The 16,908-nt window shown below is 27.3% G+C and carries 14 protein-coding genes; 7 read left to right on the forward strand and 7 right to left on the reverse strand.

Features of this window, described 5'->3' with window-relative positions:
- Position 1: 1 nt before the first annotated feature.
- From XO12_RS09605 to XO12_RS09635, 7 genes are all read left to right on the forward strand, one after another.
- A complete protein-coding gene (locus XO12_RS09605) occupies positions 2–619 on the forward strand; it encodes an MBL fold metallo-hydrolase (RefSeq protein WP_047266002.1) in 618 nt (205 codons plus the stop codon).
- Positions 620–656: 37 nt separating this feature from the next.
- Complete coding sequence (locus tag XO12_RS09610; protein WP_175420195.1) at positions 657–2,117, forward strand: glycogen synthase; 1,461 nt, start codon at positions 657–659, stop codon at positions 2,115–2,117.
- Between the two features lie 9 nt (positions 2,118–2,126).
- Positions 2,127–3,131: a galactose-1-phosphate uridylyltransferase gene (galT, locus tag XO12_RS09615; RefSeq protein ID WP_047266000.1), complete on the forward strand. Its 1,005-nt coding sequence runs from the start codon at positions 2,127–2,129 to the stop codon at positions 3,129–3,131.
- A complete protein-coding gene (locus XO12_RS09620) occupies positions 3,128–4,327 on the forward strand; it encodes a hypothetical protein (RefSeq protein ID WP_175420196.1) in 1,200 nt (399 codons plus the stop codon). Before galT ends, XO12_RS09620 begins: the two co-directional genes overlap by 4 nt.
- 175 nt (positions 4,328–4,502) lie before the next feature.
- Positions 4,503–5,753, forward strand: a complete 1,251-nt coding sequence (locus tag XO12_RS09625; RefSeq protein WP_047265998.1) for an ABC transporter substrate-binding protein — start codon at positions 4,503–4,505, stop codon at positions 5,751–5,753.
- A 143-nt stretch (positions 5,754–5,896) separates the two neighbouring features.
- Positions 5,897–6,721, forward strand: coding sequence for a carbohydrate ABC transporter permease (locus XO12_RS09630; protein ID WP_047266019.1), 825 nt, complete (start codon positions 5,897–5,899; stop codon positions 6,719–6,721).
- 31 nt (positions 6,722–6,752) lie between these two features.
- A complete protein-coding gene (locus tag XO12_RS09635; protein WP_047267302.1) occupies positions 6,753–7,604 on the forward strand; it encodes a carbohydrate ABC transporter permease in 852 nt (283 codons plus the stop codon).
- 28 nt (positions 7,605–7,632) lie between these two features.
- Here XO12_RS09635 and XO12_RS09640 read toward each other — a convergent pair whose 3' ends face one another.
- From XO12_RS09640 to XO12_RS09670, 7 genes are all read right to left on the reverse strand, one after another.
- Positions 7,633–9,273: an HD-GYP domain-containing protein gene (locus tag XO12_RS09640; RefSeq protein ID WP_175420197.1), complete on the reverse strand. Its 1,641-nt coding sequence runs from the start codon at positions 9,271–9,273 to the stop codon at positions 7,633–7,635.
- A gap of 67 nt (positions 9,274–9,340) precedes the next feature.
- On the reverse strand, positions 9,341–10,714 hold the full coding sequence (locus XO12_RS09645) for a GAF domain-containing protein (RefSeq protein WP_175420198.1): 1,374 nt from the start codon (positions 10,712–10,714) through the stop codon (positions 9,341–9,343).
- Positions 10,715–10,724: 10 nt separating this feature from the next.
- Complete coding sequence (locus tag XO12_RS09650; protein ID WP_052913214.1) at positions 10,725–11,117, reverse strand: response regulator; 393 nt, start codon at positions 11,115–11,117, stop codon at positions 10,725–10,727.
- A gap of 13 nt (positions 11,118–11,130) precedes the next feature.
- A complete protein-coding gene (locus XO12_RS09655; protein WP_052913213.1) occupies positions 11,131–12,270 on the reverse strand; it encodes an HD-GYP domain-containing protein in 1,140 nt (379 codons plus the stop codon).
- Positions 12,257–13,327 carry a chemotaxis-specific protein-glutamate methyltransferase CheB gene (cheB, locus tag XO12_RS09660; RefSeq protein WP_217683681.1) on the reverse strand — a complete coding sequence of 357 codons (1,071 nt, stop codon included), beginning with the start codon at positions 13,325–13,327 and terminating at the stop codon, positions 12,257–12,259. Before cheB ends, XO12_RS09655 begins: the two co-directional genes overlap by 14 nt.
- An 11-nt stretch (positions 13,328–13,338) precedes the next feature.
- The gene (locus tag XO12_RS09665) at positions 13,339–14,742 is read right to left on the reverse strand and encodes a chemotaxis protein CheW (protein ID WP_175420199.1); all 1,404 of its coding nucleotides are present in this window, start codon (positions 14,740–14,742) and stop codon (positions 13,339–13,341) included.
- A gap of 12 nt (positions 14,743–14,754) precedes the next feature.
- Positions 14,755–16,689: a methyl-accepting chemotaxis protein gene (locus XO12_RS09670; RefSeq protein WP_175420200.1), complete on the reverse strand. Its 1,935-nt coding sequence runs from the start codon at positions 16,687–16,689 to the stop codon at positions 14,755–14,757.
- Positions 16,690–16,908: the final 219 nt, after the last annotated feature.

Below are 16,908 nucleotides of genomic sequence, written 5' to 3' on the forward strand. Positions count from 1 at the left end.
GATGAATTTTAAAATCATTTTAGACGGTGGGTTATTAACAATAACAGGAAGAGTTCATGGCACATTTTCATCTGTATTTTTACTAGAAGACGATAAAAGAAAGGTTTTAATAGATCCAGGTCATATTCATACAATTCAAGATATTGAAAATAACTTAAATATCTCACCAGAAGAAATAACCGATATAGTATTAACTCATGTTCATCTTGACCATGCATACAATTCAATTTTCTTTCCAAAAGCTACAATAAGAATTCATGAAAATTATAAAGGAAAAGATTATAAAAAATTCGGTCCTTTAATCGGTCAGGCATATCAGCAAATGATCGATTCATGGAATGGTAGGGTTGAAACATTTAAAGGAAATGAAACTCTATTTGAAACAATAAAAATAATTTATACCCCATATCACTCAAAAGAACATGTTTCTCTTTTTATAAAAACAGAAAATATGGGAAATTTATTTTTACCGGGTGATATATGTATGACAAAAATAGATTTTTATGATATTATGAGAAATTTGAGAACAGATAAGGTAGCAGAAATTGTAAAAAAATGGGCTGAAGAATCTGATTATATTATCTTCACCCATGACACACCATATAAAATGAAGAAATAATTTTCAAATAGATTTTTTAATAAAGGTGGTGATATGGATGAATGTTTCGCTGGTATCATATGAGGTTGATCCATTTGCAAAGGTTGGTGGATTAGCCGATGTCGTTGGAACATTGCCAAAGTTTTTGAAAAATAAAGTCGATAAAATAAATGTAATCATGCCTTTTCATAAAATAGTTGAAAAGAATATAAAAAAATACAATTTAACCCTCGAAAAGATAGCGGGAGAATTATACCCTATCAGTCATTCTTTTAAGTATCCATTTTCTGTTTATAAATCATATCTTCCAGAAACTGATGTTCCAATATATTTCATAAAAAATAACAATCTTTTTTCCACAGAAGAAATTTATGAATATCCCAATAAAGATCATCAAACTTCATATTTTTCAGATAGTGTTCTTGCTTTTATAAAAAATTATCTACCTGATACTGATATTTTACATATTAATGATTGGCAAACTGCTTTAATTCCTGTATATCTAAAAAACAATTACAGAGATGATAATATACTCTCAAAAATTTCTACTATATTAACAATACACAATCTGGGATATCAGGGAATTTTTTCTCCAGAAATATTGAGTATTGCCGGACTACCTGGTTATCTTTATAATATAGACGCTCTAGAATTTTTTGGACAGATTAATTTTTTAAAAGGTGGAATTCTTTTCAGCGATATAATAAATACTGTGAGCAAAACATATGCTGAAGAGATTCAAACTGAAGAATATGGATACAAATTAGATGGTGTTTTAAAGGTAAGAAATGATGATTTATATGGAATTTTAAATGGCATTGACTATAACCTCTTCAATCCAGAAACAGATCCTTTAATACCTTATAATTATAGTAAAAACAATTTAAAAAATAAAGTGAAAAACAAAACATATCTTCAGAACAAATTAAATCTTCCCATAGATGAGGATATACCTGTAGTAAGTTTTATAGGTCGAGTTGTTGAGCAAAAAGGTATAGATTTAATAACAGAAATTTTAGATTATCTGACGCTGTTTAATATACAGATAATTATTCTTGGAACAGGGGAAAAACGTTATGAGGATTTACTAAACAGTTTTCAAAATAAATATAGTGAAAATTTATCAATTAATTTAAAATTCGATAAAGAATTAGCTCAATTAATATATGCTGGAAGCGATATGTTTATTATGCCTTCCAAATATGAACCCTGCGGATTGGGTCAGATGTATGCAATGAGATATGGGACAATTCCAATAGTAAGATATACTGGTGGATTAGCAGATACAGTAAAAGAATTCTCATGCGAAAGACTTTCAGGTACAGGATTTGGTTTTTATGATTATTCATCATCCGATTTGCTTGTAAAAATATTGAAAGCCATTCATACATATAAAAGAAACAAGGAATGCTGGAATAAACTCATATTCAATACCATGAATGAGAATTTTTCATGGGAAAAATCGGCAGATGAATATTTACGTTTATATAATAGAGCATTAGCTAAAAAAAGATATTAGGAGGCTATTATGCCTGAATATAGAAAAGATCCTATAATAAACAGATGGGTTATCATATCAGAAGAAAGATCCAATCGACCCATAGATAAGTCATTTATAAAAGAAACTCAGTCTAATTTCTGTCCATTTGATAAAGGAAAAGAATCTTTAACTCCACCGGAAATACTGGCATTCAAGCAAAAAAATTCAAAACCAAATGATGAAAATTGGTGGTTGCGCGTTGTGCCTAATAAATTCCCAGCTGTAACACAAGAAAAAATACCTGTTTTAAAAAAAAATGGATTATATTATTCTGTAGAAGGCTATGGATATCATGAAGTTATAATAGAAACACCTATTCACAACACCACTATAGCATATATGGAATATTATGAGGTTGAAGAAATAATATGGGCTTATTTGAAAAGATTTAATTCAATAAAAAAAGATAAGAAGATAAAGTATGTCCAGATATTTAAAAATTATGGAACTACTGCAGGTGCTTCATTACAACATCCTCATTCTCAATTAATCGCAACACCAATAATTCCTATTTTCATAGAAGAAGAAATAAAAGGTGCTAAAAATTATTTTAACATAAAAAACAACTGTATATTTTGTTCAATTATTCAACAGGAAAAAGAAGAAAATATAAGGATTATAGAAGAAAACGATGATTTTATTTCTTTTGAACCTTTTGCACCACGTTTTCCATATGAAACATGGATAATACAAAAAAAACACAACTCAAATTTTGGAAATCTTGTTGTTTCTGAAGTCAAAAATTTTGCTGAAATACTTAAAAATACATTATTAAGATTAAATATTCTATTGGGAAATATACCTTATAATTATATGATACACACATCACCATTTGAAAATATTAATAATTCTTATTATCACTGGCATTTAGAAATTATACCGAGATTAACCAATGCAGCCGGTTTTGAATGGGGTTCCGGTTTCTTTATAAATCCTGTTTCACCAGAAAATGCTGCTCAAAATTTAAAATCCATAGAGGAGGGATTAATATGAAAAAAGTATTTGTATTTACTATTGTGCTGCTATTAGTTATTTCAACTTTCGCTTCATTTTATGTAAGACCTTATTTCAACACTGTAACTGTAAATAATCAGGATTATTTGACTTACTCTATTACAGGCGTTTTTGAAACACAAAATTTCGGCATAGGTCTTGGATTAAATGCATATCAAACAGAAATAGGCGGAAACCTATATTATGGAAAACCCGGAACAGAAGAAAAAACGGATGTATTAAGTGGTTTAACTATTAATCTATTAAAATTAAGAATGGGACCTTTGTATTTTAAATATGGATTTTCATTTCCTAAAACCGTTGGATTGGGAATGCTAATGTACAATTATACAAATAATTATCAAAATTCTCTTGATCTTGGATTAATTACCCAAACTTCAGAAGCTATTATTCATATTCCATATTCACTTGATTCAATTATGCCATTTGAATATAGCCAGAGTGGTTATTTATACTACGGTATATTAAAAACAAAATTAGGTTTTATAAATATAGAAACTTTTGCCGGAAAAACTATGTCAAAAAACGAAGTAGAACCATTAAGAGATGATTTATTAGGTAGTGTTTCGGCATATTTAGGTGGTGGAATCCTAAAATTTGGTGGTGAAGTTGGCTATATAAAATCAACATTTGATTCAACAACGGTTGAAGGATATGGTGCTGGTGCTGGTGGAATATTAAATCTTGGATTTATCACATTAAAAGCCTTGCCAGTTGTATTACAAATGCCATATTATAAACTTGGTTTTGTAAATGAAAACTATGAAAATTATCTTGAAGATAATACAAAATATAATGAATTATTATCCTATTCTGATACGAGATTAGGTGGAATTGGAGAATTACAGCTAAATCTTGGCTCACTATTAAAAGCTTCTGCAAGATTAAATTATGACTTATCTACAAAATTTGAAATATTAAATCCTGAATTAAATGGTTCTTTATATGCCAAAATACCTTCAGAACAATTGCCTTTGATAATTGTTGGAAAATATTATAAACCTATGAAAAACTTAGAAGAATTAAATGATTTATTGGGAGAGAATACAACAGCAGAAATGTCGATAGGTTATCCTATATCAAATGGTTTATTCATGTTATATACAAAATATTATGATAGTACAGAAGATACATTTAAAGATAAAATAGAATTTAGTGTAATTGGTGATTTTTGATAATTAAATATTATTAATATTAATTATTTTGCTTTTTCTTTGATTTAATTTGTTTTTCATTCATATACTTTCCACATGTGGATTTCAATTTTTTTAAAAAAACTGTTATAATTGAAATGAATTTGTTTATTTTAATTAATGAAAACGGTTGCGTAAAGAAAGGGAGGGTGTGAGCATGAAAAAAATTCTGGTATTATCTCTTGTTATTTTAATGACAGTTATTGGTATGAGTGTAAAAATCACCATGGCAGCTGGTGCAGTGGGTAAAGAGTTAGAGGTATTAATGAACCAAATTAAAGCATTTAACAAAATTTACCCGGACATAGAAGTTCAACTATTACCTATGCCAAATAGTTCTACAGCAAGACATGATTTATACGTTACATATCTTGGTGCTATGACATCAGATCCTGATATTTTAATGATTGATGTTATATGGCCAGCAGAATTTGCACCATTTGTTTTAGATTTAACAAAGGATTATGATTACTTTGAATTAGATAAATTTTTACCAGGAACAGTTAAATCAGGTACTGTTCAAGGGAAAATAGTTGCAATCCCATGGTTTACAGATGCAGGATTATTATATTACAGAAAAGATTTATTGAAAAAGTACGGTTATGATGTTCCACAAACATGGGAAGAATTAAAAACAGTTGCTGCTGACATTGCTTCAAAAGAGAACATAAATGGTATGTTATTCCAGTTAAACAGATATGAAGGTTTGGTTTGTGATGTTGCAGAATTTGTACACTCTTATGGCGCTGATTTTTTAGATGCAAATGGAAAGGTAATTATTGGCGATAAAGATAATCATGAAAGATTGGTAAAAGCTTTAACCATGTTAAAGAGCTTTATTGATGACGGCGTTGCTCCAAAAGGAGTTTTAACATATATGGAAGAAGAAACAAGAAGGCCTTTCCAGAATGGCGAATCTGTATTTTTAAGAAACTGGCCATACGTATGGTCATTGGCAAACGATCCTAAACAATCAAAAATCGCTGGTAAAATAGGAGTTGCTCCATTACCAAAAGGAGATATAGAAGGAGGAAGACATTCTGCAACATTAGGTGGATGGATGCTTGCAATTAACGCATATTCATCTCCAGCAGAACAGGAAGCAGCTAAAAAATTCATTAAATTCTTAACATCTTATGATCAGCAATTATATAAAGCAATAAATGCCGGCCAAAATCCTACAAGAAAAGCTGTTTATTCTGATCCAAAATTAAAAGAAGCTGCTCCATTTATGGTTGAATTATACAATGTCTTCATCAATGCAGAACCAAGACCTATTACTCCTGTATACACTGAAGTTTCAGATGCAATCCAGAGACATATACATGATTTCTTACTTGGAAAAAAGAGCGTAGAAAAAGCTTTAAACGATTTAGAATCTGAATTAAAAATGATAATTGGACAATAACTTTTGATTTTTTAACCGGGGGAAAATCCTCCGGTTAAAATTTTAATGTGGTTTTAATAGGAGGGATATACTTGAGTGCAAAAATTAAAGTACGATATAAAAAGAAAGAACTATGGTTGGGATTCTGGTTAATTACTCCAGCAATGATGGCTATTTTCATTACAGCTTTTTTCCCCTTATTAAAAACTTTCTGGGATAGTTTCTTTTCTTTTGGCTTAAGACCAGGTATTCCAAAAAGATTTATAGGATTTGATAATTATATTAAATTGCTAAATGATACAAGGTTTATGACGAGTTTAATAAATACTTTAATATTTACGGCAATTTCTGTTTCATTGGAGTTTCTTCTTGGATTGATAACAGCTTTAATTTTAAATGCCGATTTTGCTTTAAGAGGATTGGTAAGGGCTGCTATATTAATACCCTGGGCTGTTCCAACCTCAGTATCTTCACAAATGTGGAAATGGATGTATAATGATCAATATGGCATTATATCACAAATATTATATAAATTAGGTTTTTTAGCTCCTGGAACTCCAATTTTAAGCGATAAATGGTCTTCTATGTTTGCTATTTTAGCTGTTGATGTATGGAAGACAGCACCATTTATGGCTTTATTATTGTTAGCTGGCTTACAGACAATTCCATCCGAATTATATGAAGCAGCAAGAATAGATGGTGCTTCAGGATGGAAGCAATTTACCAAAATAACTTTACCAATATTAAAACCTACAATCGCCGTAGCCCTTATTTTCAGAACATTAGATGCTTTAAGAGTTTTTGATATTTTCTATATTATGAACAAAGCCGTTGAAACTCTTGCAGTCTATAACAGACATATTTTAATGGATAGAGCATTTACTGGTGCATGGTTCGGGTATGGTTCATCGATATCTGTTGTAATATTTTTATTAATAAGCATTTTTGCTATAGTTTATATTAAATCATTAAATTTACGCTTTGATTAATCCCTGGATTGATCTAAAGGAGGACTTGTATATGATAAAATCTTATAAGACCAAAAAAAGGATAAGTGCTTTTATTTTATATATTTTAGTAATCATTATGCTTATTTTTTATATTTTCCCATTTTATTATGCTATTTCATCATCCATTACACCAAATTCCGAATTATTCTCCAGAAGCATTAAATTATTCCCAAAGAATCCTACTTTTAAAAATTATATATTGGTATTTACTGAAAGACCTTTTTACCAGAATATATTAAACTCTGTAATAGTTGCAGGAGCTACAACAATTCTTTCTTTAATATTTGGTGCATTTGCTGGATATGCTGTAGCAAGATTAAAAATACCAGGAAAAGTGGCTATAATGTCTATGATACTTGCTGTAAGTATGTTTCCTCAAGTTTCAATATTGGGAGCATTATTCCAAATATTAAGAAGCATGAAATTAATAAATACATATCCTGGACTGATTTTACCATATATTGCCTTAAACCTGCCATTAACAACATGGATATTACATAATTTCTTTAAAGAAATTCCTATTTCAATTGAAGAGTCTGCTGCAATTGATGGGTGCTCAAAATTTATGACTTTGTGGAGAATCATAATTCCACTATCTGCACCAGGTCTTGTTACAACAGGACTTTTAACATTCATAGCTGCATGGAATGAATTTTTATTTGCATTAACTTTTATGCAATTGCCAGAAAAATATACTGTTCCAGTTGCAATTGCTATGTTTTCAGGAAAAACATTTTATGAACTTCCATGGGGTCAATTAATGGCCGCTGCAGTTATTGTTACCTTACCACTGGTAATATTGGTATTGATTTTCCAGAAGAAAATCGTTGCCGGTTTAACTGCTGGTGCAGTAAAAGGATAAAAATAAAATCCCCCAATGGGGGATTTTATTATAATTCTGAAATTCCACCTATGGTTCTAATGGATGATTGCCTTCTGAAAATTATTCTATATATCGCCGATTGTAATCTTTCTGGTAATTCGAAAAATTTCGCCTCATATTCATTATAATATAACATCTTTTTCTTTGATATTAAAGTTGCAGGTATGAATAACTTTTCTCCGAATTCTTCAATATATATCATTATAACATCACCTTGTTTAAAAATATCGTCTTCCTGATTTATTGTAAAAATTATTCCTTCTGCAGCGAAAACCTTACATCTTGCAGATTTCATTTTTGATTTCAAAACATTCCACATAACAGGCGTTAATTTTTCCCGTAAAATTGGCGTAACTTCATTTTTATGTCCTAATAGCAAGTTGAAAGTCCAGAATACCTTTAATTTTGATTTTTTAGTTTCCCTTTTTTCTATTATTTTAATTACATATCCATACGGATTTTTTAATATAACCTGAGCTTTTGCTATTAATGGAAAATCCTTTGTTGTTATTTTTACTTTTAAAACTGAACCTATATTAATATTTTCTATTGTTCTTGTATTTACATAAAGAGTATCTCCTATAACTTTTTCTATTATTCCTGTTAATTCGATTAATTCTTCACCTAATCCTTCATATCTCAGATTAATTGTTTTTGATTGAAGTGTAAGATTAAAAAAACTATCGCTGCCAAATTCTGTATAATATATTTTAAGAGCTTCTATTCCTGCGTTTACAACATTAATATCATATAATTTACCTGCGGATTTTTCCAACACCTTTATAATATTACCTATTTCTTGATTTCCAGATAACACTATTTTTTCATCTATATAATTGGCTACTATTAGTATATTATCCTCCACATCTAAATTTTTCTTTTTAAAATATCCTGTTCCTAACATATTTTCATGATGATTCAACGCTAATTTAACATATGGGTTCATCAATACATTCCCAAAAAACATTTCTTCAAGCCTTTGTAAATGAATACTAATTAATGGGTCTTTCTCCCTTTCATCTACATATTCTAACATTTCAGCAAGAGCTTTTTCAGAAAACCACATATATCCCAGGTCATGAATAAAGGAAGCTATTTGCAATTTATATAGACTTTCCTCATCCATTCCCAATAAAGTTCCTATAATCCCTGTTAAATCTGCAACTCTTAAAGAATGTTCATACAAAACTTCAGAATGATTTTGCAATAAATTCAAATAATTTTTTACAAAAGCCTTTATTGAATATTTATAATATTTATTAAAATATATTGCATCTATATTTTTTTCAAATATTGATAAAAAACGCGAAAAAACTTCCTTATTTTTTTTAAACAACAGCAACTCTTCTGAAATTAAGTAAAAAAAACCATAATTCTTTTCCTTTTCTGGTAATAGGATTGTTTTTATAACAAAATTATCAAATTTATTATTGATTAAAAAAGATATTTCATTGGAATATGAAATTTTAAAATTAGATTCTTTCTTTTCTTCAAAAACGTCATACATTTTTTCTGGTATTTTAAATGCAACATCCTCAGAATATTTTAAATATTCTTTATTTAAATTATCAAAAGTAAATATATTTAAAAAATTGTTTTTTTCGAGCTTTATAGCCAATCCCACAAATATATTTTTATTTTGAAACAATGTTCTTGAATATATATTTATGGCTCTTTTGATAACTTCTAAATTAAATATTTCAATCCCCCCGTTTTTATTCGGATTTGGCTGGTATTTCTATTATAAATATAATTTTTTTATTATTCTCACAATAATATTTTAAATTAATATGATAATTACTAAGCATATTTTTTGAAATATTTATGTTTTTCTCAAATTCAGAGGAAATTTTACATGTAATTGTATTACAACTGATCTTTAGTATATATAATATATCATTTTTAGTTAAATCTACATAAAATATTATATTTCTATCCAACTCAACATATTTTAAAATAGAGATCTGTATATTTAATATTGCATTTAATAAGATATTTTTTGAACCATATATATGCGCATCATCAGTATATGAACGTATATTAAACTTTATATTTGGATTTAAAAACATCAATTTTTTCCCAATTTCTACTAATACATTTTTCAAATTTACTATTTCTATATTTTCTTCAGTATAAAACCTATTTTTATACTGTATTATAGCATCTCGTATTCTATTAATAGACTTTTTTATTTCTGCTACCATATCTGGATAATTTTTTTCAAAAAAGAAAGTTATCAAATTTAAAGAGGTTAATGCACTATTAATTTCTTGAATCAAATCCCATGAAACAAAATTCATTAATAGCGTTTCTTTTGCAAGATCTGAATAATTTTCAAGTATTTTATTTAATTCTTCAGCATGTTTTATTAATAATACTTTTTCAAAAAATTTTTTTATTTTTTCTATTATATCGCTATCATATTCATAATCGTGTTTAATTTCAAAAAATTTATCTCCTATTTTTATCAAACCATTTTTTATTGGTTCATTATACTCAATAAATTTTAAAGTTACTCTAAACTTCTCTTTCATTTTTTTTATAATTGTATCCATAAAGTCTTCAATTGTTTTTGTTTCAGAATAAGATTCAACTATTAATTCCATTACATTTACATATTTATTGAACCTTTCTTTTTCTTCATGAATTTCTTCTAATAATATTATATTATATATTGAAGGTAAAAGATATTTTCGTTCCTTTAAAAGATATTTTAAATCTTTTTTTTCGAAATTATTTTTTTCCCTATTTAAATTTATTATTCCTATTAATCTTTCCTTAAAAAAAAGTGGAAAAACAATTGCTGAAACTATATGCTTCTTCTTTCCAGTTATATTTAATTTTGATAAATTTTCATCATTTATAATCATAGGTTCTTTTTTCTTTAATACTAATTTATCTATATTTCCTATAGATATTTTATCAATATTTACTTTCAAATTTTTTTCTATCTTAAATATAACTCTTTCCTCTCCATTAAGGATAATAAGCGATCCAGAATCAACATTTATTTTGTTGATTATTCTGTCAAATATATCCTTTATATACTCATCAAACTCTTTGTAGGTTAAATTGGAAATAAAACCCATTTTTTTCACCTCATAGTAGTCCTAATGAGGTCTTCCACCTTTTCACCCTTTCAACATTCTCTTTTACTAAATTAATCATATGGTCTGGTTCAAACGGTTTTTCAATAAAATCAGTAGCTCCAAGGGTTAAAGCGTGAAGAACATAATCAGGACTTGAATATGCTGTCATCATTATAACAGTTGTTAATGGAGAAATTTTTTTAGCTTTTCTTAAAACTTCTATTCCATCCATATCTTCCATTATAATATCCAATAATACAACATCATATTCTGTATTTTTAATTAACTCTATCGCTTTTTTTCCACCATCAGCTAGATCAACTTCATATTTAGCACTTTCTAACACCTTTTTTAATACGTCTCTTATAACCTTATCATCATCAACTACAAGTATTCTCCCCATTTTATTACCTCCTTCAATCATTATTAAAAAATTTGTTTATTTTTAAAAATTTAATAAACTCTCCTGCTAAAAATGGATCAAACTGTAATCCTCGATTTTTTTTCAATTCCTTTATCGCTTCATTAACTGTTAAAGCTTTTCTATATGGCCTCTTAGTAGTCATAGCATCAAATGCATCAACTATAGTTATAATCCTCGATTCCATTGGAATTTTCTCTCCTATTAACCCATCTGGATAACCTGTACCATCATATCTTTCATGATGGTGTCTGATTATTTTTCCAATTTTTTCAAATCCTTCAAATGAACTTACTAATTCTTCCCCTTTTACCGGATGCTCTTTTATTTTATTTAATTCCTCTTCTGTTAAGCGATCATTTTTTAATAAAATCACTTGTGGTATTGATAATTTTCCAATGTCATGCAAAACACTTGCTAAAAAAATATCATTTAATAAATCTTCTCTACCAATAACTTTTACAAGCGATGTTGCATAATATGATACCCTTTCAGAATGACCTTTAGTATATGGATCATAATAATCCACTGCTTTTAAAAACGCAAAAGCCGTATTTTTAAGAAAGTTTTTTTGTTTGTTATATAACTCCCGTGACATTAAAAATGTTGTGGCTATATTGCTTATTACTCTTATTAATTCAAATTCATATGGCTTTAATTCTTTTTTTAATAAATCTAAAATAATATATCCATGTAAGGCAAATGTTTTCATAGGAATAATGAGGCTATCTTTTACATCTATTATTTTATCTTTAACAATATCAAAATTTTTTAAATGTTTCCTATAGAAATTATCGACTATTTTTATTTCATCAAATTCTTCATTTAAAATTACAATATTATAATAAAGCTTTTTACTGTGTCCAAGAACGGAGATAAATCTAAAAATTTCATTTTCACTTTTTAAAACACATCCGAATTTTATATCTGGCAATAATTCTACAAAGATTGATAGCATTTTATCAAAATATTTCTCTATAGAAATCTCTAAAGAAATATTAGAAATCAAATCTACTACTTTAATAAATCTATTATTTATTTCTTCTAATTCTTTATATGAATATTCGAGTTTTTTATATGCATCTTCAAGACTTTTTTTAAGTTTTTTTACTGTATATTTCTTATCTGTTTCCATTTTGCAGGCCAACCTTTTTTATTATTTCTTCTGCAATATTATATGAAGGCAAAATTTTATTTACTCCCTTGCGTTTGATTGCTTCAGCAGGCATTCCAAAAACTACAGCAGTTTCTTTTGATTCTGCAATAGTATATCCACCCGCTTCTTTTATTTTAACCATAGCATTTGCACCGTCATCTCCCATTCCGGTCATTAAAATGCCAATTGTTTTTTTACCGTATATCTCTAAAACAGAATTCATCATAACATCTACTGATGGTATAAACAAATGTTTAGGTGTTTTTGATAAAAAAATATTTATACTTTCTAATCCATTTCTTAATTTTAGATGATACCCTCCACGTCCTACATAAACATATCCCGGTTTAATCTCCATATTTTCTTCTGCCTCTACTACTTTTAGTTCACAATTTGCATCTAACCGTTCTGTATATGTTTTGGTAAATTGAGAAGGTATATGTTGAACCAAAAATATTGCCGCATTTAAATTAGCTGGTAATTTAGGCAACACATCGTAAATAGTTCTTGGACCCCCTGTTGATATTCCAATTGCTACTGCAAAATAATCAGTATTAGAAATAGATGTTTTTACTTTATTTTCTTCTGATTTATAACTTTTTTTAGATTTTTCTTCAAAAAATTTTTTTTTAGCATTCTCTGAAATCGAAAATAAATATGCCGCATATAATCTCTTTAATAATTTATCCTTTAAATAATACAAATCACTAATTTTTGGTATATAATCAAAAGCTCCTAATTCTAAAGCTTCATAAGCTATAACAGAATGTTTTTCTCCTAATGAAGATATTACTATAACAGGTATATTTTTTTCTAAAATATATTGTAAAGCCGTTAATCCATCCATTGATGGCATTTTTATATCCATTAATATTACATCTGGATTTAATTCATTTGTTTTTTTAATAGCTTCAATTCCATCACGAGCCATTCCAATTACTTTAAATCTATTATCAGACTCTATTAATGTTTTTAAAATTTTTCTTGTCAAAGGTGAATCATCTGCAACCAATATTTTTATGTGAATAAAAATCACCTCGATTCTTTTTAATTGAATTTTTTCTTGCTAATGGTATCATTTTCTCTTATTCTTTTATTTATAGTTGCTGTTAAAATAGATTCTTTACTTTTGTTTAGTAATACCAGATCATTTTTTTGAATAATTTTTTTTAAATCCAGTACAAGTATTGTATCTCCATCATAATCTCCAGTTCCCATAACAAATTGATTATCGGACTTAATTTTTATAAAATTCATATGAACTATTTCATTAGCAGAATCTGCAAGAAAAGCTAATTTTTTACCTTCAACTGAAACCACCATTACTCTTGAAAATTTGGTAATATTTACATGTTTTGTTGAATTAAATCTTTTTTTTAGATCTATAATTGGTATAGCCTCACCGCGCAAATTTATTAATCCTTTTACATAATCAGGTGATTTAGGTATTTTGGTTATATTGTTTATTTTATTAATTTCTATTATAGACTTCATTTTTATGGCATATTTTTCATTGTCCAATCTGAATAAAATATACTTTTCTTTTTTTATATCCTCATTTATATTTTTTTTCTCGCTTTTTTTATTCAATGCTTTTATACTTTCATTTATAATAAATTCAGGTTCTAAAACCATAATCGATTCATTTTTATATTTTAAAAAACCTTTAAAGTTTTTCTTATTTTTTATTATATGCGGAAGTTTTTTTATTTCTGATACATCAACAAAGAAATATGTGTTATCTACTATTAGTCCGGCTTTTATACCTTTAACATTTATAATAATTAATTTTGTATTTTCGTTAATCAAAGTTATCTTATTATACAAACGGTAATTTAAATCCACAATAGGAATCACTTCATCACGCACTGTAATTATCCCTTTAATATATTCAGGAATTTTAGAAATTTTATCCGGAGCTTTATACCTTACAATCTCTTGAATATTGTCAATCATCAGTCCATATTTTTCATGATTTAATTCAAATACCATTATTTTTTTTAATTGTATTTTTTTTCTCTTCATCTTTGAAGTTTTAGTTAATTTTAATTTATTTAATTTTGTTCTTTTTATTTCTATTAAATGTTTCGTATTCAATAATATATAATCTTTATTTTCCTTTTTTAATATTGATTCCACATATTTAGACTTTGATTCTATTTCGCTTTCAACACTGTTCAATATACCTTTTGTTCTATCAACTATTATTCCAAATGGTTTATTTTCCTTTATAATTATAATTTTAGAAAATCTATTTAGATCTTCTTTATATCCTAAACGAACTTTTAAATTTACTACGGGAATAATTTCTCCACGCAAATTTATTAATCCTTGGATATATTCAGGAAAAAGTGGAATTCTTGTTATCTTTTTAATTCTTATAATCTCTATAATTTTTAACATTGGAATGCAATAATTTTGTTTGTTCAACTCAAAAATCAAATAATTCATAAAAACACCCCATTAAAATTGCAAATCGTCCGATTGATCCATAATTTCTTTAACAACTTTAAGCATTTCATTTATTCCTTTTTCGTGTTCTATTGATGCTTTTGAAGCTTCTTCAATTGAAGCAAAGGACTCTTCAACAGCACTTTGTGCCTGTTCAACAGCTCTCCTCGATTGTTCAATTGCAATAACAATTTCAGATATTGAATGTGAAATAATATTATATTTTTCCAACAATTCATTTAAAGATCTTTCCATTTCCTTTAAAGTAAATACTGTAGAAGTCGCTTCTAAAGATTCGGAATATGCTCTTTTTTGATTTTCATACGTATTTTCTTCTGATTTGTTTAAATGTTCATTTATTTCATCCAATACATCTTTAATTGTTTCAAGATTTTCTTCTGAATTAATTGATAAATTTCTTATATCATTTGATACTACATTAAAACCTTTACCATACTCACCTGCTCTTGCTGCTTCAATAAAACCATTAACTGCCAACATATTAATTTGAAGGGACATTTTCTCCATTTTTAAAATTGTTTTATCTATTTGTCTGAAATTCGAAGATATTCTTTTTATGTTTTTATAAACTTTAGAAAACTTTGTATTTGTTATATTTATATTTTCAACTAATGTATTCACTTTTTTTTGATTTTTAACCACTTTTTCAACCGTTTCTTTTAAAAATTCCTCATCTTTTTTATTCATAGATTGTAATTTATGAGAAAACTCAACAAAATTATTTACAAGATTGTTCATATTATCCATTTCTTCAGAAAATACTGAAGAAATTTTTTCCAGCTGCGAAAGATGTTGTTTAATATTTTCCGAACCATTATATGTTTCTTCAATAATTTCAAATAATTCATCAACAGACGTTGATAATAATTCTAAAGAATTTTTATCTTCTGTTGAATTTAATATTCTTTCTGAAATATCAACTAAGTTTTGCGCTGCATGAGAAATATCCATAAAAATCCTCTCTTCCTCCTGCAAAGATATGGATATTTCTTCAGATTCTTTCGATATTTGCTCTGAAAGACTTACCACATTTTCTGCTGAAATCAAATACTTTTCTGATAAATCTGTAAAGGAATTTATTATTTTTATTTCATCCTGTATATTGTTTTTTATTTCTTCAAACTTTGATTTTAATGTATTAAAATATTCACTTATTTCTTTTCCAAGATTACCCTGAATTTCAAAAAAATGATTTAAATCTTCAACACTTTTCATTATAAAATCCATATTTTTCTTTAATTCGATTACATAAGTACTTATATTCTTTGCATGAACTTCGGATACTTCTGCAAGGTTTCTAACTTCTTCTGCAACAACAGCAAATCCAACCCCATATTCTTCTGCTCTTGCTGCTTCAATTGCTGCATTTAAAGATAAAAGATTTGTCTGGTCTGCTATTAACACAACAGAATTTATTATTTCAATTATTTTTTCCGACTTTTCTTTTAATCCGATTATATTATTATTAGTTTCTTTATTAAATTCTATTGTTCTTTTAATAGAACTTATAAGACCTTCAACGCTATTAATTGTTTGTAAAATTTGAACTTGTGATTTATCCGATTCATATAATATTTCATTTGCTGATTTTCTAATTCCCTCAGAATTTTTATTTATTTGATATATTGCGGCCCTTATTTCATGTATTGAATTCGATATTTGTTCTGTTCCTGACGTAATTTGCATCATTGATTTAGAAAGTTCTTCAACACTTGAACTTAATTCCTCAACTGCTGCCAATAATTCTTCTGAAGATGAAGTTAAACTCTCCACTATAACTTGCCTCTTTAATTTTTTTTGTTTCCTTACTCTTTCAATCGCTTTTTTTCTTGCCTCTTCTCGCTTTTTCTTTAATTCTTCATCATTTATTTTTTTTATTTCAGGTATTTTATGAGAATCAGGAATAATTAATTTTTTCTCTTCCATAAAATTTCCCCCTTATATTATCTTACTAATTAGTAATGAGTGTAAATTCAATTTACAGAATATTGATTATAAGCTATTTCGAAAAAGGGCACCACCCCCACACTTGGTGTTGATTTACTTTTGTAGTATTATTATATTGTACCCAAAACTTATTGGAGGTGATACCATGTTCAGAAGTTCTAGAAATGTTTTTGTTTTGGACAATTTAAATGACAAACT

This window comes from Marinitoga sp. 1154 (assembly GCF_013363285.1).
Taxonomy (GTDB): domain Bacteria; phylum Thermotogota; class Thermotogae; order Petrotogales; family Petrotogaceae; genus Marinitoga.